6 protein-coding genes are annotated in these 22,673 nt (G+C 70.0%); all 6 read left to right on the forward strand.

Annotation, left to right across the window (positions count from 1 at the left end; translation table 11 throughout):
- Positions 1-3: 3 nt before the first annotated feature.
- Positions 4-663, forward strand: coding sequence for an OmpA family protein (locus tag ACG04R_RS13780; protein ID WP_394411247.1), 660 nt, complete (start codon positions 4-6; stop codon positions 661-663).
- On the forward strand, positions 660-1,991 hold the full coding sequence (locus ACG04R_RS13785; protein WP_394411250.1) for an HlyD family type I secretion periplasmic adaptor subunit: 1,332 nt from the start codon (positions 660-662) through the stop codon (positions 1,989-1,991). Before ACG04R_RS13780 ends, ACG04R_RS13785 begins: the two co-directional genes overlap by 4 nt.
- Before the next feature lie 260 nt (positions 1,992-2,251).
- Complete coding sequence (locus tag ACG04R_RS13790) at positions 2,252-3,598, forward strand: hypothetical protein (RefSeq protein ID WP_394411253.1); 1,347 nt, start codon at positions 2,252-2,254, stop codon at positions 3,596-3,598.
- Positions 3,595-4,434 carry an HDOD domain-containing protein gene (locus tag ACG04R_RS13795; RefSeq protein WP_394411256.1) on the forward strand — a complete coding sequence of 280 codons (840 nt, stop codon included), beginning with the start codon at positions 3,595-3,597 and terminating at the stop codon, positions 4,432-4,434. Before ACG04R_RS13790 ends, ACG04R_RS13795 begins: the two co-directional genes overlap by 4 nt.
- A complete protein-coding gene (locus tag ACG04R_RS13800; RefSeq protein ID WP_394411259.1) occupies positions 4,431-6,044 on the forward strand; it encodes an EAL domain-containing protein in 1,614 nt (537 codons plus the stop codon). Before ACG04R_RS13795 ends, ACG04R_RS13800 begins: the two co-directional genes overlap by 4 nt.
- A complete protein-coding gene (locus ACG04R_RS13805; RefSeq protein WP_394411262.1) occupies positions 6,044-22,648 on the forward strand; it encodes a PA14 domain-containing protein in 16,605 nt (5,534 codons plus the stop codon). The genes ACG04R_RS13800 and ACG04R_RS13805 overlap by 1 nt, the downstream gene beginning before the upstream one ends.
- Positions 22,649-22,673: the final 25 nt, after the last annotated feature.

Below are 22,673 nucleotides of genomic sequence, written 5' to 3' on the forward strand. Positions count from 1 at the left end.
CCGATGGCAGGCGGTGGCGGCAAGGGCGGCGGGGACTACTGGCCCGGTTTCGTGGATGCGTTGACCAACGTGGTCATCGCGATGGTGTTCGTCATCGTCGTGCTGGCGATCGCGCTGAGCTTCTCGGCGCAGATGCTGGCCAAGCGCATGGCGGCCAAGATCGCCGAGCAGGAGGCGGCGCTGGGCCGCGCGCGGCAGGCCATCGCGGCGCCGGCGTCCGAGAAGGAACGGCCGGGCGGCACGCCGCCGGTCGTCGAGACGCAGGCCGCCCAGCGCACCCGCATCGCGGTGGCGGGCAACGAGGCGTCGCTGGCGGCCAGCGCGGCGGCCGCCAAGGTCAAGCCGGCCGAGCGCTATCTCCAGCTGGACTTCGCGCCCGGCGCGCTCACCGTCGACGAGAAGGCCGCCAAGGCACTGGGCGAGGCGCTCGCGCCGCTGAAGCAGCGGCTGGCCGAATCGCCTTCGCTGCGGCTGGAGGTCGTGGCCATCGGCCCCGAGATCCACCTCAGCGAGAACCAGCGCGCCGCCTTCATCCGGGCGATGGCCGTGCGCAACGAGCTGCTGGGCCAGGGCATCGCGGGCGACCGCATCACCACGCGCATCGACATGAAGGCCAGCGCGCCGTCGCCGGCCGTGGCCGTGCGGCTGGGAGAAAAGCCATGACGGCCACGACGACACGCGGCGTCCCGGTCGACCTGCTGCTAGGCTACTTCGACAACACGCTGGGCCAGACGCGCCGCCTGCGCCGCCCGCGGGCGCTGATCTACGCGGTGGCCGGCATCTGCGCCGCGCTGCTGCTGTGGACGGCCGTGGCCAAGGTGGACCTCGTCGTGCACACGCAGGGCCGCATCGTGCCGTCGGGCAAGCAGCAGCTGGTGCAGCACCTGGAAGGCGGCATCCTGTCCAAGGTCTTCGTGCACGAGGGCGACGCCGTGGTGGCCGGCCAGCCGCTGGTGGCCGTGTCCGACCTGCAGGCCAACTCGTCACGGGCGGAGAAGGGCGCGCGGCTGTCGGGCATGGCGGCCCGTGTGGCGCGGCTGGATGCCGAGGCCAGCGGCGCGGCGCGCTTCCAGCCACCGGCGGGCGTGGACGCCAACGACCCGGCCGTGCGCGCCGAGGCCGAGGCCTTCACGGCCCGCGCCACCAAGCTCGCGCAGACTACCCGCGTGCTGGAGGAGCAGGCCACACAGCGCCGCCAGGAAGCCGCCGAGGCCAGCGCGCGCGTCAAGGGTCTGCGCGCCGAACTGGACCTGGCGCGCTCGCAGCTGACGCTGGTGCAGAACATGGTCAACCGCAATGCCGGCTCGCAGAGCGAGCTGCTGGATGCGCGCAGCCGCGTCGAGCGGCTGACGACGCAGATCGCCGAGAGCGAGGCCTCGTTGCCGCGCCTGGCCGCCGCAGCCGCCGAACTGGCAGCCCGCCAGGCCGAGACGGTGGCCCAGTTCCGCAGCGAGGCGCGCACGGCGCTGAGCGACGCCCACGTGGAGCTGCGCCGGCTGGAGGAGGACATCAAGACCGAGAACGACCGCGTGCGCCGCACCGTGCTGACGGCGCCGATGGCCGGCGTCGTCAACAAGCTGGCCAGCAACACGGTGGGCGGCGTCGTGAAGCCCGGCGAGACGCTGCTGGAGCTGACGCCGATGGACGAGGCCCTCGTCGTCGAGACCCGCGCCTCGCCCACCGAGCGCGGCACGCTGCGCGTGGGCCTGCCGACGCGCGTCAAGGTGGCGGCCTTCGACTACACGACCTTCGGCACGCTGGAGGCGCGCGTCACCGAGATCAGTGCCGACAGCCTCGTGGACGAACGCGGCGAGCGCTACTTCCGCGTGGTGGCGACGGTGGACCCGGCGAGCGCCAGGCGCTTCGGCCAGCCGCTGGGCCCCGGCATGAGCGTGAACGCCGATGTCGTCACGGGCCGCCGCACGGTCCTGCAGTACCTCTTGTCGCCCATCCGCGGCCTCGCCGATACCGCATTGCGTGACCGCAAATGAAATGGTTATGAGCCCCTCGCCCAGTCCCGCCCCGCTGAACGCGGGCGTGCCCAGTCGGTCTTGCAGACCGCGCAGCCGGCAGAGCGGCTGCTCTTCGGCAGGCACATCGCGCCCACTGGGCGCAATGTGTCCGGCCAAAGCCCCCGAGGGGACGGCGATGTGCTCGCGGCATCGAGCCGCGAGCACATCGCCTGCACGGGCCGGCTTGGGGCGGCCCGGCGCTCGGCCCGCAAAGGGAATACTGAAATGAGAGCACTGACATGAGCACCGCCCACACCGCCACCGTGCACGAACCGCTGCCACCGCGCGGACCGCAGTCGCCGCACGAACACGGCATGGGCAAGCGGCACATCTTCTTCGTCGCGCTGCCGCCGCTGGCCATGCTGGCGGGCGCGGCGTCGATGTGGCACTTCGTGTCGTTCGCCATCATGTCCAACCCGCTGCTGAACGGCATCATCATCACCGTGCTGTGCTGGGGCATGTGGACGATGGCGGGCCACCTGATCGAGATGTTCGGCGAGGACCGCGTGTTCAGCGCCGGCATGCGCTGGCTGCGCGAAGGCGATGCCAGCGGCGAGCAGCACCCGCGCCTGGGGCCGCCGGCCTTCGTGACCGGCATGCTGGACCGGCTGCAGAAGCTGGGCCTGGGCCATCAGGTCTACATCCACAGCTCGGCGATGGAGCCCGAGATCGAGGCACTAGAGCAGTACCTCAACAAGCGCCAGGAGCTGAGCCAGTTCCTCGTCGGCCTGATGGTGGGCCTGGGCTTGCTGGGTACCTTCGTCGGCCTGCTGGAGACGCTGGTCGAGACCTCCAACCTCATAGCCACCATCGCCAAGAGCGCGAGCGGCGGCGGCGACATGGAAGCCGAGTTCGCCAAGATCGTCGGTGGCCTGCAGAAGCCGCTGTCGGCGATGGGCACGGCGTTCTCGGCGTCGATGTTTGGCCTGGTCGGCTCCATCGTGCTGGGCTTCCAGATGGTGGCCGTGCGCAAGGCCGCCGGTGACCTCGTCGAGACCGTGCGCGGCCATGTGCTGTCGCTGGCCGAGAAGAGCAGCGTCAACGAGAACGTCGAGATCAGCGAACGCTTCCTGGCCACACTTTTGGCCGACATCCTGGAGCAGCACCGTGCGTCCAGCGCCGGTCTGGCCGACGTCGTGTCGCGGCTGGACATGCTGGTGCCGCAGGTCGCGCAGATGGCCAGCGCGTCGGCCCGGCTCAGCGAGCGCGTCGCCAGCCAGGAGGCGGTGCTGGAGCGCACGACGGCCACCGTCGGCGGTGTCGGCGACGTCGTGCCGGCGATGGCTCGCCTGGCCCACGCGGCCGAGGGCATGCTGCAGGAGAGCGGCTCGTCCAACGAGCGCGTGGGCCGGATGCTGGACTTCCTGCCTGCCCAGGAGGCGCTGGTCGGCGACGTGCGGCTGGCGCTGACGCGCGTGGAAAGCCTGGAACGCGAGATCGCGTCGCTGACGTCGGCCAACAAGGACCTGCAGGCCGAGGTGCTGCAGCAGGCTGCGCTCGTCAAGCGCATGGACTCGACGTTGTGGAATCTGGAGAAAGACCAGCTGCGCGATGCGCTGTCCGACGACAAGGGGCCGAAGGCATGACCGTGGCCGTGCGCATGGACGAGGTCCGGGCCGCCGCCGGCGGCCAGCTGCAGCTGCCTTCGGTGCCGCGCGTCGTGCGCCGCCTCATCAGCCAGCTGCGCGACCCGGGTGCCTCCGTCATCGAGGTCGTCGATGAACTGGAGCAGGAGCCCCAGCTCGCCGCGCGCACGCTGCGCATCGCCAACTCGCCGTACTACTGCGGCCGCCGCAGCCTCGCGAGCCTGAAGGATGCAGTCGCCATCATCGGCACCGACACGCTGCGCACGCTGGTCATCAGCGGCGGTCTGGAGGCCGTGTTCGTCGCCGTGCCGGGCGTTAACCTGCGCCAGTTCTGGCTGGACGCCACCGTCACGGCCAAGGCCGCACGCAGCCTGGCCCGGCTGGCCGGCGCGGATGCCGAGGCCGCCTTCCTGGCCGGCCTGCTGCACAACGTGGGCCACCTGATCCTCTGCCAGGCCTTCGCCGACCGGTTGCCGGCCGTGCTGGCCGGCGCACGCTCGTCGCGCGGCGCGGAGCTGGCTGCCCTCGAACGCGAGGCCTGCGGCATGGACCACGCGCAGGTCAGTGCCGCCTGGCTGGACGAGCTGGGCTTCCCGGCCTCCGTCGTCGATGCCGTCGCGCACCACCTCGACGCCGACGTCGCGCCCGGCACACTGGCGCCGGTGCTGGCGCTGGCCACGCAGGTCGCGGCTTCCATCGAGGCCGGCGACAACGCTCAGCGTGCGCTGCACAAGCTCGACGTGAGCCTCGTGGCTGCGGCCTCGCTGGTGGCCGAGAACCTCGGCGAGCGCTTCGGCGCACAGTACGAACAGATCGCGGCGGGAGGGGAAGCGTGAGCATCGGCAGCGCCACCCGGCGGGCGGCTGGCGTCGTCGCGGGCGGCTTCGTGCTGTCGGCGCTGGCGACGCTGTGGCTGCTGCGCGACGGGCTGACGTCGGCCCAGCTCGGCGGCGTGCTGGTGGTGCATGCGCTTGCCGCGCTGGCCACCTGTGCAGCCCTTTGGGCCGTGCAGCGCTGGTGGCTGCGCGGCGGCGAGCCGCTGATGGCCCAGCTCGACGCGGCCGGCCAGGGTCGCATCGCCGAGCGCGCGCAAGACGGCCCCGTCGAATGGGCGCCCATGTCGCGCACGATCAACGTCGCGCTGACGCGCCTGAAGGCCCAGCTGGACGACCGCGACCAGCGCCTGGGCGAGCTGCACGCCGAGATCTCGGTGGACCCGGTGACCGGCCTGGCCGCGCGAGCGCAGTTCATGGACAAGCTGTCGTTGGTGCTGCACGACCCCGATGCGTCGGCCACCGGTGGCCTTGTGCTGCTGCGCGTGGACGACCTGGCCGGCCTGAACCAGCGCGCCGGCCGCGAGCGGGCCGACGAGCTGCTGAAGCAGGTCGCCACGCTGCTGCGCACGCGTGCGCTGCGGCTGGACGCCGCGGGCGGCACGGTCGCGCGGCTCAACGGTGCAGACTTCGCCGTGCTGGTGCCCCGCGTGGACGCCGACGCGCTGGACAGCTGGACGCGCGACCTCGCCGAGGCGCTGCACGGCCTCAAGCAGCGCGAGCTGACCGACCGGCCCCGCGTCGGCTGGCTGGCGGCCAGCGTCGTCGCCAGCGGCGAGACCGTCGGCGCCGTCATGTCCCGCGTGGACCGCGGCCTGCAGGCGGGCGAGGGCGGCGACACCGCCTGGCAGATGGTGCGCGCCACGCGCTCCGGCCCCACCGTGTCGCTGGCGCAGTGGCGCAGCCTCATCGACGAGGCGCTGCTGACCGGCCGCGTCGAGCTGGCGCTGGCGCCCATCAGGGCGGCCGACGGCGCCGTCACGCAGCAGCTCGCGCAGGTGCAGCTGGAGAACGCCGACGGCCGCCGCTTCGGTGCCGACGAGGTGCTGCCCGCGGCGCTGCGCACCGCGCGCGTGGCCGACATCGACCTGCGCGTGGCCGAGCTGGCGCTGGCCCGCATCGCCGGGCATGCCGAGCATTACGAGAAGGTCGCCATCCGCATCTCGCCACGTTCCGCCGAGCGGCCCAGCTTCGTCACCCGGCTGGACGAGGCGCTGGCCGGCGTCGGCGCGCTGGCGCAGCGGCTGTCGGTGGAATTCGACATCGACGGCGAGCGCCATGTCGTCAGCGTGCTGGGGCCGCTGACGGCCGTGCTGCAGCGCCATGGCGTGCGCATCGGCATCCGCCGCGTCGTGGCCCCGCCGGAGGACCTGGCGCTGCTGCGTCGCCTCGGCGTCGGCTATCTGCGCCTGGGGTCATCGCTCAGCACCGGCCTGGCCGGCGACGGCAGCGCGGGCAAGCGCCGCCTGCTGCAGTTGATGGCGGAACTGGGCGCTTCGGAGCAACTGCGCGTGCTGGCCGCCGAGGCCGCCACCAGCGCGGATGCGCAGCTGCTGCGCAGCGTCGGCATCCCTTGCGCGGATGCCAGCATTGAAGAAGTACGGAGCACCTGATGGACAACGCTGCGGGCAAGGTCGTCATCCACGCACCCTCCGGGGAAACCGCGATCAAGCTCGCGCTGTCGCGCGCCGCCGTTGCCAAGGTGCAGGTGGCTGGCGTGGACCTGGTGCTGGTCATGAGCGACGGCACACAGCACGTGCTGCAGGGCGCGGCGCTGCGCGCCCTGGCCGACCCCGACTTCAAGCTGCAGTTCCAGGACGGCGACACCGAGGCGTCCACGCTGATCACGCAGGCCGGGCCGGTCAACATCACCGACACGCTGCTGCGCACCATCGAGAAGAACACGACGGCCGACGACACCCCCGCGCCGGCCGCGCGCGAGGGCAGCAGCGAGATGGCGCCGCCCCCGAAGCCGGCCGCCGAGAGCGGCATGGTGTCGGGAACCGGGGGCGGCGATGGCACCTCCAAGGCCGAGTTCCACGACGAGGCGCGGCCGTTCTCGTTGGTCATCCAGGTTGCGCCTCGGCCGGCCGGCAACCCCGGCGGCGGCACGCCGCCACCGCCGCCTGCGGCCAACGTGCTGACCGTCGCGGGCCAGGTCCACAACGTCACCGGCCAGGACGTCGCCACGACCGCCACCGGCGCCACGATCACCGGCTCGGGCGGCTCGGCCGAGTCGGCCACCGACTTCTCGGCCACCGCACAGGCGGCGCCCGAGGTCATCAACGGCACGTCGGGTGACGACACCATCAACGGCGACGGTGGCAAGGGCATGGGCTCGGGCTGGGCGCGGCAGTTCGACATCACGCTGTCGGCCAAGACGACGCCGATCGTCAAGTCCGTCGCCATCAGCGGCCTGCCGGACGGCTTCGAGGTCGTCGGCGCCACCAAGGGTGCCGATGGCTGGGACCTGACGGTCGCCACCGACGGCTCGTCCACGCACTTCAGCGTCATGGTGCGCTACCCGGTGCTGTCCGACTCGGCCAGCGCCAGCCCGACGACGTTCGACCTCGTCGTCACCGCCACCGCCCAGGTCGGCACCGACACGCTGGAAGGCAAGCTGACGCTGCCCGCCATCGTGCGCGACGTGACCGGCGCGGCCGACATGAGCTACGAATCCGGCGGCAAGACCGGCGTCGTGTTCCCGGCCTACGGCCTGGGCGACATCATCGACGGCGGCGCCGGCAACGACACCATCAACGGCCTGGTCGGCGCGGACAAGCTGTACGGCGGCGCGGGCAACGACACGCTCGACGGCGGCGCCGGCAACGACTGGCTGGTGGGCGGCGCGGGTGCCGACAAGCTCATCGGTGGCACCGGCAACGACACGGCCAGCTACGAGGGATCGCCCAGCGGCGTCGACGTGGACCTGGCGGCCGGCACCGCCAGCGGCGGCGATGCCGATGGCGACACGCTGGACGGCATCGAGAACCTGTCGGGCAGCGGCGGCAACGACGTGCTGCGCGGCGACAGCGGCGCCAACAAGCTGGACGGCGGCGCCGGCAACGACATCCTCGAGGGCCGCGGCGGCGCCGACGTGCTGGTGGGCGGCGCGGGCATCGACACGGCCGTCTACAGCGGCTCGTCGGCCGGCGTCACCATCGACCTGGCCGCCGGCACCGGCAAGGGTGGCGAGGCCGAGGGCGACACGCTGACGCAGATCGAGAACGTCATCGGCTCCGACCATGACGACGTGCTGCGCGGCGATGCCGGCGCCAACGTGCTGCAGGGCGGCGCGGGCGACGACGTGCTGGAAGGCCGCGGTGGCGCCGACTCGCTGCAGGGCGGCGCCGGCAACGACACGGCCAGCTACGCCAGCTCGACGGCCGGCGTGACGGTGAGCCTGGGCACGGGCCAGGGCAGCGGCGGCGACGCGACCGGCGACCGGCTGCAGGACATCGAGAACCTGACCGGCTCGGGCTTCAACGACGTGCTGATCGGCGATGCCGGCGACAACAAGCTGGACGGCGGCGCGGGCGACGATGAACTCGAAGGCGGCGCGGGTGCCGACCAGTTGATCGGCGGCGACGGCAAGGACACGGCCAGCTACATCGACGCGCAGACCGGCGTGACCGTCAGCCTCGCCGACCCCAGCCTGAACACCGGCGAGGCCAAGGGCGATACCTTCCAATCCATCGAGAACCTGGCCGGCTCGGAGAACGACGACACGCTGATCGGCGACGGCTTCGACAACGTGCTGATCGGCAATCCCGGCAACGACAACCTGCAGGGCGGGGCCGGCGATGACACGCTGATCGGCGGCGCCGGTGCCGACGTGATGGACGGCGGCGACGGCAACGACACGGCCAGCTACGCCGACTCGCAGGAAGGCGTGAAGGTGGACCTCAGCGGCACCACCGCGAACAGCGGCGGCGATGCGGCGGGCGACGTGCTGACCCACATCGAGAACCTGATCGGCTCGCGCTTCTCCGACCGGCTGGTGGGCGACGCCGGCAACAACGTGCTGGACGGCGGGCGCGGCAACGACGTGCTGATCGGTGGCGCGGGTGCCGACACGCTGATCGGTGGCGACGGCTCCGACACGGCGGACTACTCCACGTCCACCGTGGCCGTGCAGATCAACCTGACCACCGGCGTCGTGACCGGCGGCGACGCGACGGGCGATACCTTCCAGTCCATCGAGAACCTGACCGGCGGCAGCGGCGATGACCAGCTGACCGGCGAGGCCAGCGCGAACACGCTGATCGGCAACGCCGGCAACGACACGCTGGTGGGCCTGGCCGGCAACGACACGCTGGACGGCGGCGATGGCGACGACACGCTGGACGGTGGCACCGGCGCCGACGTGCTGATCGGCGGCGCGGGCACCGACACGGCGACCTATGCGACGTCCGCCGCCGGCGTGACTGTCAACCTCGCCACCGGCATCGGCAAGGGGGGCGACGCCGAGGGCGACCGCCTCGCCGGCATCGAGAACCTGATCGGCTCCGACAAGAACGACGTGCTGACGGGCACCGCCGGCGTCAACAAGCTGGTGGGCGGCGCGGGCGACGACGTGCTGGATGGCGGCGACGGGGCCGACGTGCTGGACGGCGGCGACGGCAGCGACACGGCCAGCTACGCATCGGCGACGGCCGGTGTCAGCGCCAGCCTGCTCACGCCCGGCACCAACACTGGCGCGGCGGCGGGCGACAGCTACCTCTCCATCGAGAACCTCGCCGGCTCCAACTACAACGACACGCTGGTCGGCGACGCGAACGCCAACACGATCAGCGGCGGCGACGGCGATGACTTCATCGAAGGCCGTGGCGGCGCCGACGTCATCCACGGCGGGCTGGGCAACGACACGGTCAGCTACGCGGCGTCGGCGGCCGCCGTGCAGGTGGACCTGTCGACCGGCATCGGCAGCGGCGGCGATGCACAGGGCAACACGCTGGATGGTGTCGAGAACCTGATCGGCTCCAACTTCGCCGACTCGCTGAAAGGCGACGCGGGCGACAACCGCCTGGACGGCGGCAACGGCGACGACCTGCTGGAAGGCGGCGCGGGCGCAGACCAGCTCATCGGCGGTGCCGGCAACGACACGGCCACCTATGCCAGCTCGACAGCCGGCGTGAAGGCCAGCCTCGTCAACGCCGCCACCAACGCGGGTGATGCGGCCGGCGACAGCTTCCAATCCATCGAGAATCTGACCGGCTCGGCCTTCGACGACACGCTGGAAGGCGATGCCGGCACGAACAAGCTGGTGGGCGGAGCGGGCGACGACGTGCTGATCGGCGGCGCCGGGGCCGACCAGCTGATCGGCGGCGCCGGCAGCGACACGGCCAGCTATGCCGGTGCGGCCAGCGGCCTGACGGTGAGCCTGGCGAACCCGACGCTGAACACCGGCGACGCGGCGGGCGACACCTTCGACTCCATCGAGAACCTGACCGGCTCCGGCTTCGACGACGTGCTGATCGGGACCGCCGGCGCGAACCGCCTGGATGGCGGCGCCGGCAACGACCTGCTCAACGGCGGCGCCGGCGCGGACACGCTGATTGGTGGCTCAGGCATCGACACGGCCACCTACGCCGCATCGGGCGCGGCCGTCACGGTGAACCTGTCCACCGGCCGCGGCAGCGGCGGCGATGCGCAGGGCGACACGCTCAGCGGCGTCGAGAACGTCATCGGCTCCGCGTTCGACGACGTGCTGACCGGCGCGGCGGGCACCAATGTGTTGACCGGCGGCGCGGGCAACGACACCTACAACGTCGACGACACGACCGACGTCATCGTCGAGAACGCCGGCGAGGGCACGGACAGCGTCAACGCATCCGTCAGCTACGTGCTGTCGGCCAACGTCGAGAACCTGACGCTGACCGGCAACGCCGACATCGACGCCACCGGCAACGCGCTGGACAACGTGCTGACCGGCAATGCCGGCAACAACGTGCTGGACGGTGGCCTCGGCAGTGACCGCATGGCCGGCGGCGCGGGCAACGACACCTACATCGTCGATTCCGTCGGCGATGTCGTCACCGAGAACTTCGGCGAGGGCACGGACACCGTGCGCTCGGCCATCAGCTACGCGCTGGGTGCCAACGTCGAGAACCTGGTGCTGACCGGCAGCGCCAGCAACAGCGCGACCGGCAACGCGCTGGACAACGTCATCACCGGCAACAGCGGCAACAACCTCATCGACGGCGGCGCCGGGGCCGACACGATGGCCGGCGGCGCGGGCGACGACATCTACATCGTCGACAACGCCGGTGACACCGTCACCGAAAACGCCGGCGAGGGCACGGACCTCGTCCGCAGCAGCGTCAGCTTCGTGCTGGGCGCCAACGTCGAGAACCTGACGCTGACGGGCTCGGCCAACATCGACGGCACCGGCAACGCGCTGAACAACATTCTGCTCGGCAACGCCGGCAACAACGTGCTGGACGGCAAGGCCGGCGCCGACCAGATGGCCGGTGGCGCGGGCGACGACAGCTACGTCGTCGACAACGTGGGCGACCAGATCACCGAGAACGTCGGCGAGGGCACGGACAGCGTGCGATCCAGCATCAGCTGGGTGCTGGGCGACAACCTCGAGAACCTCACGCTGACCGGCGCCGGCAACATCGACGCCACCGGCAACGCGCTGGACAACGTCATCACCGGCAACGCCGGCGCCAACCTGATCGATGGCAAGGCCGGTGCCGACACCATGGCCGGCGGCGCGGGCGACGACACCTACATCGTCGACAACAGCGGCGACACGGTGAGCGAAGACGCCAACGCCGGCTACGACACGGTGAAGAGCAGCGTGAGCTTCACGCTGTCCGCCAACGTCGAGGAACTGCAGCTCACGGGCACGGCCAACATCAGCGGCACCGGCAACGAGCTGGACAACCGCATCGTCGGCAACAGTGGCGCCAACCTCATCGACGGCGGCGCGGGTGCCGACGCGATGCTGGGCGGCGCGGGCGACGACACCTACATCGTCGACGACGCCGGCGACACGGTGACGGAGGCTGCCGGCGGCGGTACGGACCTCGTGCGTTCCAGCGTCAGCTTCACGCTGGGCGCCAACGTCGAGAACCTGACGCTGACCGGCACCGCGCCCATCAACGGCACCGGCAACGATCTCGACAACGTCATCCTCGGCAACAGCGGCAACAACGTCATCGACGGCGGCCTGGGCGCCGACACGATGGCCGGCGGCGCGGGCAATGACACCTACGTCGTCGACAACGCGGGCGACGTCGTCACCGAGAACGCCGGCGAGGGCACGGACACCGTGCGCGCCGGCTTCAGCTACACGCTGGGCGCCAACCTCGAGAACCTGGTGCTGACCGGCACCGGCGACTGGACCGGCACCGGCAACGCGCTGGACAACGTCATCACCGGCAACAGCGGCAACAACCTCATCGACGGCGGCCTGGGCGCCGACGCGATGGCCGGCGGCGCCGGCAACGACACCTACCTCGTCGACAACATCGGCGACACGGTGACCGAGAACGCCGGCGAGGGCATCGACCTCGTGCAGTCCAGCGTCAGCTTCCGCCTGGGCGCCAACATCGAGCAGCTGACGCTGACGGGCACGGCCAACATCGACGGCACCGGCAACGCGCTGGCCAACGTCATCACCGGCAACGCCGGCAACAACGTGCTGGACGGCGGTGCCGGCGCCGACGTGCTGGTGGGCGGTTCGGGTGACGACACCTACGTCGTCGACAACGCTGGCGACAGCATCACCGAGCAGGCCGGGGAGGGCACGGACCTCGTCAAGAGCAGCGTCTCGTGGACGCTGGGCGCCAACCTCGAGAACCTGACGCTGACCGGCGGCGCCGACATCGACGGCACCGGCAACGCGCTGGCCAACGTCATCACCGGCAACGGCGGCAACAACGTGCTGGACGGCAAGGCCGGCGCCGACGCGATGGCCGGCGGCGCGGGCGACGACACCTACGTCGTCGACAACGCGGGCGACACCGTCACCGAAAACGTCGGCGAGGGCACGGACACCGTGCGGTCCTCCATCAGCTGGGTGCTGGGCGCCAACGTCGAGAACCTGCAGCTCACCGGCTCGGGAGACCTCAACGCCACCGGCAACGAACTGGACAACCAGCTGACCGGCAACGGCGGCAACAACGTGCTGGACGGCAAGGCCGGCGCCGACGCGATGGCCGGCGGTGCGGGCGACGACACGTATTACGTGGACAACGCCGGCGACACCGTCACCGAGAACGTCGGCGAAGGCGTCGACCAGGTGTTCTCCAGCGTCAGCTTCCGCCTCGGCGAGAACATCGAAGACCTGACGCTGACGGGCAGCGCCAACATCAACGCCACCGGCAACTCCGCCGCCAACCACCTGACCGGCAACGCCGGCAACAACGTGCTGGACGGCGGGGCCGGCGCCGACATGATGGCCGGCGGCCTGGGCGACGACACCTACGTCGTCGACAACGCGGGCGATACCGTCACCGAGAACGCGGGCGAGGGCACCGACACGATCCGCTCGTCGGTCACGCTGGTGCTGCCCGCCAACGTCGAGAACCTCGTGCTGCTCGGTGCGGCCAACATCGACGCCACCGGCAACGCGCAGGACAACGTCATCACCGGCAACGCCGGCAACAACACCATCGACGGCGGTGCGGGCGCCGACACGATGGCCGGCGGCGCCGGCAACGACATCTACCTCGTCGACAACCTGGGCGACACCGTCACCGAAGCGGCGGGAGAGGGCACGGACCTCGTGCGCAGCAGCGTCACGTTCACGCTGGGCCCCAACATCGAGAACCTGGTGCTGACGGGCAGCGCCAACATCGACGGCACCGGCAACGAGCTGGCCAACCAGATCACCGGCAACGCCGGCAACAACACGCTGGACGGCGGCGCCGGTGCCGACACGATGGCCGGCGGCGCGGGCGACGACACCTACGTCGTCGACGACCTCGGCGACACCGTCACCGAGTTCAGCGGCCAGGGCACGGACACCGTGCGCAGCAGCGTCAGCTTCGCGCTCGGCGCCAACATCGAGCGCCTCGTGCTGACGGGCACCGGCGACGCCAACGCCACCGGCAACGAGCTGGACAACGTCCTCACCGGCAACATCGCCAACAACGTGCTGGACGGCGGCCTGGGCGCCGACACGATGGCCGGCGGCGCGGGCAACGACACCTACGTCGTCGACAACGCGGGCGACACGGTCACCGAGAACGCCGGCGAGGGCGTCGACACCGTGCAGTCCAGCATTAGCTATGTGCTGGGTGCCAACGTCGAGAACCTCGTCCTCACCGGCACGGCCAACCTCAGCGCCACCGGCAACGAGCTCAACAACCAGATCACCGGCAATGCCGGCGCCAACCTCATCGACGGCGGCGCGGGGGCCGACAGACTAGCCGGCGGCGCGGGTGACGACATCTACATCGTCGACAACGCCGGCGACACGGTGACCGAAGCCGTGGGCGAGGGCACGGACCTCGTGAAGTCCAGCGTCAGCTTCACGCTGGGCGCCAACGTCGAGAACCTGATCCTCACCGGCACGGCCGACATCGACGGCACCGGCAACGCCCAGGCCAACCAGCTCACCGGCAACAGCGGCGCCAACGTGCTGGACGGCGGCACCGGTGCCGACATCATGACCGGCGGCCTGAGCGACGACACCTACGTCGTCGACAACGCCGGCGACCAGGTCATCGAGGCCAGCGGCGAGGGCACGGACACTGTGCGCTCGTCCATCAGCTACACGCTGGGCGCCACGCTGGAGAACCTGGTGCTGACCGGCACCGGCAACATCAGCGGCACCGGCAACGCCGGCAACAACCAGATCACCGGCAACGCCGCGGCCAACGTCATCGATGGTGGCGCGGGCGCCGACACGATGGCCGGCGGTGGCGGTGACGACACGTACTACGTCGACAACAGCGGCGACGTGGTGGTGGAAGACGTCGGGGCCGGCACCGACACCGAGATCTCCTCGGTCAGCCGTGTGCTGGAAGCCAACGTCGAGAACCTCGTCCTCACCGGCACGGCCAACCTCAATGCCACCGGCAACGAGCTGGCCAACCAGATCACCGGCAACGCTGGCAACAACCTCATCGACGGCGGTGCGGGCGCCGACACGATGGCCGGCGGCGCGGGCGACGACACCTACGTCGTGGACGACAGCGGCGACGTCGTCATCGAAAACCCCGGCGAAGGCATCGACACCGTGCGCGCCGCGGCCAGCTTCGTGCTCGGCGCCAACATCGAGAACCTGATCCTCACCGGCACCGCCAGCGTCGACGGCACCGGCAACGAACTGGACAACACGCTCACCGGCAACAGCGGCGCCAACGTACTCGACGGCGGTGCCGGCGCGGACCGCATGGTGGGCGGCACGGGCAACGACACCTACGTCGTCGACGACGTGGGCGACGTCGTCGTCGAGAACGCTGGCGAGGGAACCGACACCGTCCGCTCCAGCATCAGCTACACGCTGGGCGCCAACCTCGAAAACCTGGTGCTGACCGGCACGGCCAACATCGACGCCACCGGCAATGCGGCCAGCAACCAGATCACCGGCAACAGCGCCAACAACGTCATCGACGGCGGCCTGGGCGCCGACACCATGGCCGGCGGCGCGGGCAACGACACCTACATCGTCGACAACGCCGGCGACGTCGTCATCGAGAACGCCGGCGAGGGCGTGGACCTGGTGCGCGCCAGCGTCAGCTTCACGCTCGGCAACAACGTCGAGAACCTGATCCTCACCGGCACTGGCGACCTCAACGGCACCGGCAACGCGCTGGCCAACGTCATCACCGGCAACAGCGGCGCCAACGTGCTGGACGGCGGCGCGGGCGCCGACCAGCTGATCGGCGGCGTGGGCGACGACACCTACGTCGTCGACAACAGCGGCGACACCATCACCGAGAACACCGCCGAAGGCAACGACACGGTGCTGTCGTCCGTCAACTGGACGCTCGGACCCAACCTCGAGAACCTGGTGCTGACGGGCACCAACAACATCAACGGCACCGGCAACGAGCTGGCCAACTCGCTGACCGGCAACACCGGCAACAACGTGCTGGACGGCGGCCTGGGCGCCGACACGATGGCCGGCGGCTCCGGCAACGACACCTACATCGTCGACAACGTCGGCGACCTCGTCATCGAGAACCCCGGCGAGGGCAGCGACACGGTGCAGTCGTCCATCAGCTACGTGCTGGTCGACAACGTCGAGAACCTGACGCTGCTAGGTGCCGCCAACCTGAACGGCACCGGCAACGCGCTGGACAACGTTCTCACCGGCAACAGCGGCAACAACGTGCTGGACGGCGGCGCCGGCGCCGACCGCATGGTGGGCGGCGCGGGCAACGACAGCTACATCGTCGACAACGCCGGCGACACCGTCATCGAATCCGCCGGCGGCGGCACCGACACCGTCACGGCCAGCATCAGCTACGCGCTGGCCGACAACGTCGAGAACCTCGTGCTCTCGGGCACGGCCGACATCGACGGCACCGGCAACGACCTGAACAACCAGATCACCGGCAACGCCGGCAACAACACGCTGGACGGCGGCGCCGGCGACGACCGCCTCATCGGCGGGGCGGGCAACGACACCTACATCGTCGACAGCGCCGGCGACGTCATCACCGAGAACGCCGGCGAAGGCACGGACACCGTGCGCAGCTCCGTCAGCTGGGTGCTGGGTGCCAACCTCGAGAACCTCGTGCTGACCGGCAGCGACGCCATCGACGGCACCGGCAACAGCCTGGCCAACCAGATCACCGGCAACGACGGCAACAACGTGCTGGACGGCGGTGCCGGCGCCGACGTGCTGACCGGCGGGCTCGGCGACGACACCTACGTCGTCGACAACGCCGGCGACCTCGTCGTTGAGAACGCCGGCGAAGGCACCGACACGGTCCAGGCCAGCGTCAGCTACACGCTGGCCGCCAACGTCGAAACGCTGGTGCTGCTGGGCACCGGCGACATCAACGGCACCGGCAACGCCCTGGGCAACACCATCACCGGCAATAGCGGCAACAACGTGCTGGACGGCGGCGCCGGCGCCGACGTGCTGGTGGGTGGGGCCGGCAACGACACCTACATCGTCGACAACATCGGCGACCAGCTCTACGAGCAGGCCGGCGGCGGCACGGACACCGTCAACGCCAGCGTCAGCTGGGCGCTGGCCGCCAACTTCGAGAACCTGACGCTGACCGGCAGCGCCAATATCAACGCCACCGGCAACAGCCTGGCCAACGTGCTGACCGGCAACGCAGGCAACAACCTCATCACCGGCGGCGGCGGTGCCGACACGATCAACGCCGGTGGCGGTGCGGACACCATCGTCGTCAGCGACCTGAACTTCGCGTCCATCGATGGCGGCACCGGCATCGACAGCCTCAAGCTCGACGGCCTCGGCGTCACCAACATCAACCAGCTCACCGCCAAGGTCAAGGGCATCGAGACGCTGGACTTCTTTGGCGGCACCGTCGAGACCATCACCGTCGGCGCGAGTGCGGTCAACACCAGCGGCTTCGTCGGCAGCGACGGTGGCGGCAAGCTGGAGATCCTGCTCGACGGCGCCGACAAGCTGCTGCTCAACAGCGCCGACTACAACAACGTCACGACGATCAACGCGGCGCCCGACGTGCTGCTGTCCAACGGCAACACCGGCAAGCTGCTGACGGCCGTCGCGACTGGCGGCATCAACCTCGCCATCGATGTCAACGGCCTGGTGCTGCCCAGCCTGTCGGACCTGCGCACGCTGTGGGGCATGACGGCCGACCCGACGTTCGCGACCATCGGCGGCAAGATCACCTGGCTGGACGCCACCGATCTGGACGGCAACGGCACCTCGTCGGGCCTGGGCGAGCCCGGCCTCATCAACGGCAACGGCAACCTCAGCACCTGGGTCGACAAGAGCGGCAGCGGCAACAACTTCACGCAGTCCGTCGCCAGCGCGTCGCCCCAGTTGGTGCTGACCGGCCTGAATGGGTTGCCCACCGTCAACTTCGACGGCAACGACCTGCTGACCAGCAGCCAGTGGGTGGGGCAGAACTACTCGCTGTTCGTCGTGGGCCAGCTCACGGGCACGCAGAACGGGCGCCTGGTCTCCTCGTCCACCGACAACTCGCTGATCGGCTGGTACGGTGGCTATCAGGACGAGCTCTACGGCCAGAACTGGGTCTCGCAGACCAACAGCAGCGTGCAGGCCAACACGCCTATTCTCTACACGGCCAACGACCAGGTCGGCTCCGGCACGCTCTACAAGAACGGCGTCGCGCTGGCCGCCACGGGCAGCACCACCGACGGATGGCTGGGCAAGATCCAGCTGTCGGGCTACCAGGGCACGACCAGCGAAGCCAGCAAGGGCTCGGTGTCGGAGCTGCTGGTGTTCGACCACGTGCTGTCCCCGGGCGAGCAGAAGGTCATCGAGAACTACCTGGCCACCAAGTGGGGCGTGGGTACGTCCGTCGACATGACCGGCGGCGCGCTGAGCACCGTCGGCCTGGACACGACGTGGACGGCGGCCAAGATCCAGTTCGGCACCAGCGCCGCCGAGACGCTGACCGCCACCTACACCGGCGCCTCCGCCCGCGGCACGGGCAAGGTGGATGCCGTCCTCTTCGGCGGCGACGGCAACGACACGCTCAACGGCGGCGCGCGCGTGGACGCGCTCTTCGGCGGCAACGGCGACGACACGCTGGACGGCAAGGCCGGCGCCGACTGGATGGCCGGCGGCGCCGGCAACGACACCTACACGGTGGACGACGTGGGCGATACCGTCGTGGAGGCAGCAGGCGCCGGCACGGACCGCGTGCTGTCTTCTGTCAGCTACACGCTGCCTGCCAACGTCGAGAACCTGACGCTGACAGGCACCGCTGCCATCAACGGCGTCGGCAACGCACTGGCCAACACCATCCTCGGCAACAGCGCCGACAACCGCATCGACGGCGGTGCGGGTGCCGACACCATGACCGGCGGCGCCGGCAACGACGTCTACTTCGTCGACAACGTCGGTGACGTCATCGTCGAGAACGCCAGCGAAGGCACCGACTCGGTCTACGCGTCCACCAGCTACACGCTGCCGGCCAACGTAGAGAACATCTACTACGTCGGCCGTGCGGCGGGCACCATCACCGGCAACTCGGCCAACAACGCGTTGTATGCCAGCGTCTACAGCGGCATCACGACGACGATGGCCGGGGGCACCGGCAACGACTCGTACTACCAGCAGGCCGACAGCCTCGGCAACTTCAACCTCAACCTGAACGTCGTCGAGAACGCCGGGGAGGGCACCGACACGGTCTACCTGCAGCGCACGACGAACAGCACGACGGTACTGACCTACACGCTGGCCGCCAACGTCGAGAACCTCGACATCTCGGCGTCGTACAACATCAACGCCATCGGCAACGCGCTGGACAACGTCATCACCGGCCCCACCAACGCCGGCACGCCCAACGCCGTGTCGCTGGCTGGTGGCGCGGGCAACGACACCTACGTCGTCTCCCTGGCCTACACGACCGTCGTCGAGAACGCCGGCGAAGGCACCGACCTCATCCTGACGAACCTCGACTTCAGGCTGCCCGGCAACGTCGAGAACCTGACGGCCAACAACCAGAACAATCTCAAGCTGTTCGGCAACAGCGCGGCCAACGTGCTGACGGGCACCCAGGCCAACGAGCGCCTGGACGGCGGCGGCGGCGCCGACACGATGGTGGGTGCCGCCGGCGACGACACCTACGTCGTCGACAACGCCGGCGACGTCATCACCGAGACCACCGGCCTGGACAGCGTTGAAACCTCGCTGGCCAGCTACACGCTGGGCACGTCGCTGGAGCGACTCACCTTCACCGACACCGGCGCCCATACCGGCACCGGCAACGCGCTGGCCAACCTCATCGTCGGCAACACGGGCAATGACACGTTGTCGGGCTTGGACGGCAACGACACGCTGTACGGCGGCGGCGGCGCCGACACGCTGAATGGCGGCAACGGCGACGACATCCTCATCTCCGGCAGCCGGCCCAGCTTCCTCGCCGGCCTGCAGCAGAGCGGCCTGCGCGGCGAGTACTGGAACAACGGCAACTGGCTCGGCGCCCCGGTGCTGACGCGCCAGGATGCGAACATCTTCAACAACTACGGCACCGGCTCGCCGGCCACCGGCATCGTCAATCCGGACAATTTCTCGGTGCGCTGGACGGGCTACATCAACGCCGCCACGGCGGGCAGCTACACCTTCCGCACCAACTTCGACGACGGCATGGCGGTCACCATCGATGGCCAGCTGGTCGAGAGCTACAACGGCTACATCAGCCTCAACAACGTCGATTCGCTGCCGCTGACGCTGAGCGCCGGCCTGCACAGCATCCAGGTGCAGATGTACGAGGGCAACGGCGGCGCGGTGGCCCAGCTGTCCTGGCTCACGCCGGGGGCGAGCAGTTTCGTGGCCGTGCCTGCATCGGCCTTCAGCTTCGGCGACGCCGCGGCCACCGACACGGCCGGTGACACGCTCAACGGTGGCGCCGGCAACGACACGCTGATCGGCGGTGCGGGCGCCGACACCCTGGTGGGGGGCACCGGTGACGACACCTATGTCGTCACCGACACCGCCGACACCATCACCGAGAACGCCAACGAGGGCACGGACACCGTGCAGTCCAGCGTCACGTACTCGCTGGCCAGCCTGCCCAACGTCGAGAACATCACGCTGACCGGCAACGCCGCCATCAACGCCACGGGCAACACGGCGGCCAACGTGCTGACCGGCAATGCGGCCGCCAACACGCTGGACGGCGGCGACGGCAACGACACGCTGATTGGCGGTGGCGGTGCCGACCTGCTGATCGGCGGCCTGGGCAACGACAACCTCACCGCCGACGGCGGCAGCACGCTGCAGGGCGGCGACGGCGACGACGTGCTGCGCCTGGGCAACGTCGTGGCCTGGACACCCTCGCAGCTGACCAACCTGGCGCAGTGGTTGGACGCCGCCGACGTGGACGGCGACGGCGTGCGCGAGGGCGCGGCCGAGAGCGGCCTGACGGCCGACGGCCGCGTGGCGGTGTGGCGCGACAAGAGCGGCGGCGGCCACGACGCCGTCGCCAGCAACGGCGCCTACGAGCCGCAACTGGTGCTGGACGGCATGAACAACCTGCCGACCGTGCGCCTCGATGGCCTGGACGACCGTCTCACCGCGAGCCTGGCCACCATCGCCTCCGGCGGCAGCCTCTACTGGGTGCAGCGGTCGGGAGACAGTTTCTACATGCCCATGTCCACCAACTCAGGCGGCAACAGCTGGCTGCTGATCGCGGGGCAGGGCGATGGCGGCACCGACGTGGTCGGCTCCGGCAACACCAACCTCAAGACGGCCTGGACCGTCGACGGCACGTTGCAGAGCTGGACCACGCGCGCCAATGTCTACACGACGCTGGCCGAGGCCACGCACGTCGTGTCCACCGTCAACCAGTCACTCAACTTCAACGGCTCGCTGACCATCGGCACCGGGTGGGGCGGCCAGTGGAACGCCAGTAACGACTACAGCGAGATCGTCGTCACGAACACCACGCTGTCCACGGCCGACCAGCAGAAGCTCGACGCCTACCTGGCGTGGAAGTGGGGCACCGTCGGTCAGCTCGCGGCCAGCAACCCGTACAAGACCGCGGCGCCCACGGTCTTCGTTGTCGCCAGCGCGGGCGGCTCGCTGTACGGCGGCAACGGCAACGACACGATGACCGGTGGCAACGGCGATGACCTGCTCGACGGCGGCGCCGGCAACGACACGATGGCGGGCGGCGCCGGCAACGACACCTACGTCGTCGACTCCGCCTCAGACTCCATCACCGAGAACGCCAACGAAGGCACGGATATCGTCCAGTCCAGCATCAGCTGGACGCTGGGCGCGAACCTGGAGAACCTCACGCTGACCGGCGCCGCCGCCATCAACGGCACCGGCAATACGCTGGACAACGTGCTGACCGGGAACAGCGCCGCCAACACGCTGACCGGCCTGGCCGGCAACGACACGCTGGACGGCGGGGCAGGGGCCGACACCCTCATCGGCGGTATCGGCAACGACACCTACATCGTCGACAACGTCGGCGACACCATCATCGAGAACGCAGGCGAGGGCACCGACGCGGTGTTCGCCTCCATCAGCTACGTGCTGGCCGCCAACGTCGAGAACCTCACGCTGACCGGCATCGCCAACCTCAACGCCACCGGCAACACGCTGGACAACGTGCTGACCGGCAACAGCGGCGACAACGTGCTGGACGGTGGCGCCGGTGCCGACACGATGGCGGGCGGTGCCGGCAACGACACCTACATCGTCGACAACGCCGGCGACATCGTCACCGAGGCCGCAGGCGGCGGCACGGATACCGTGCAGTCGTCCATCAGCTACACGCTGCCGGCCAACGTCGAGAACCTCGTCCTCACCGGGTCGGCCCACATCAACGCCACCGGCAACGCGCTGAACAACCAGCTCACCGGCAACTCGGGTGACAACGTGCTGGACGGCGGCGCGGGTGCCGACTCGATGGCTGGCGGTGCGGGCAACGACACCTACATCGTCGACAACGCCGGCGACACCGTCACCGAAGCCGCGAGCGGCGGCACGGACAGCGTGCAGGCCTCGGTCTCCCACACGCTGGCGGCCAACGTCGAGAACCTGACGCTGACCGGCAGCAACGCCATCAACGGCACCGGCAACGACCTGGACAACCAGATCACCGGCAACACCGCGGCCAACACGCTGGACGGCGGCGATGGCAATGACACGCTGATCGGCGGCGGCGGTGCCGACACGCTGCTGGGCGGCAACGGTGACGACACGCTCATCGCCGCGTCGCCCGCCGATCTGGTCTCGGCCGACGGCGGCGCCGGCATCGACCTGCTCAAGTTCACGACCATCGGCGCCAGCTTCGACGTCGCCTCGCTGATCAACGTCGCCCACAACATCGAGGCGCTGGACCTGCGCAACGGCAGCGCCGGCGACATCGACCTGTCCAGCCTGGGCATCACCAGCATCACCGACGCCAACCACGCGCTGACGCTGAAGCTCGACAGCGGCGACCTCATCCACGTGGCCGCCGACACGCAGTTGCAGCAGGTCTCCACCGGTACGGACGTTTACGGCAACGCGCTGACGGACTACGCGGTGCTGGAGCAGCAGGCTGGCAACTGGGTGCAGACGTCAACGCTGCATGTAGTTGCAGGCGCTGGGGGCTGAGGGCTCATCGGCGCGTACAGCTTGC

Source organism: Pelomonas candidula (genome assembly GCF_043555985.1).
Taxonomy (GTDB): domain Bacteria; phylum Pseudomonadota; class Gammaproteobacteria; order Burkholderiales; family Burkholderiaceae_C; genus Pelomonas; species Pelomonas candidula.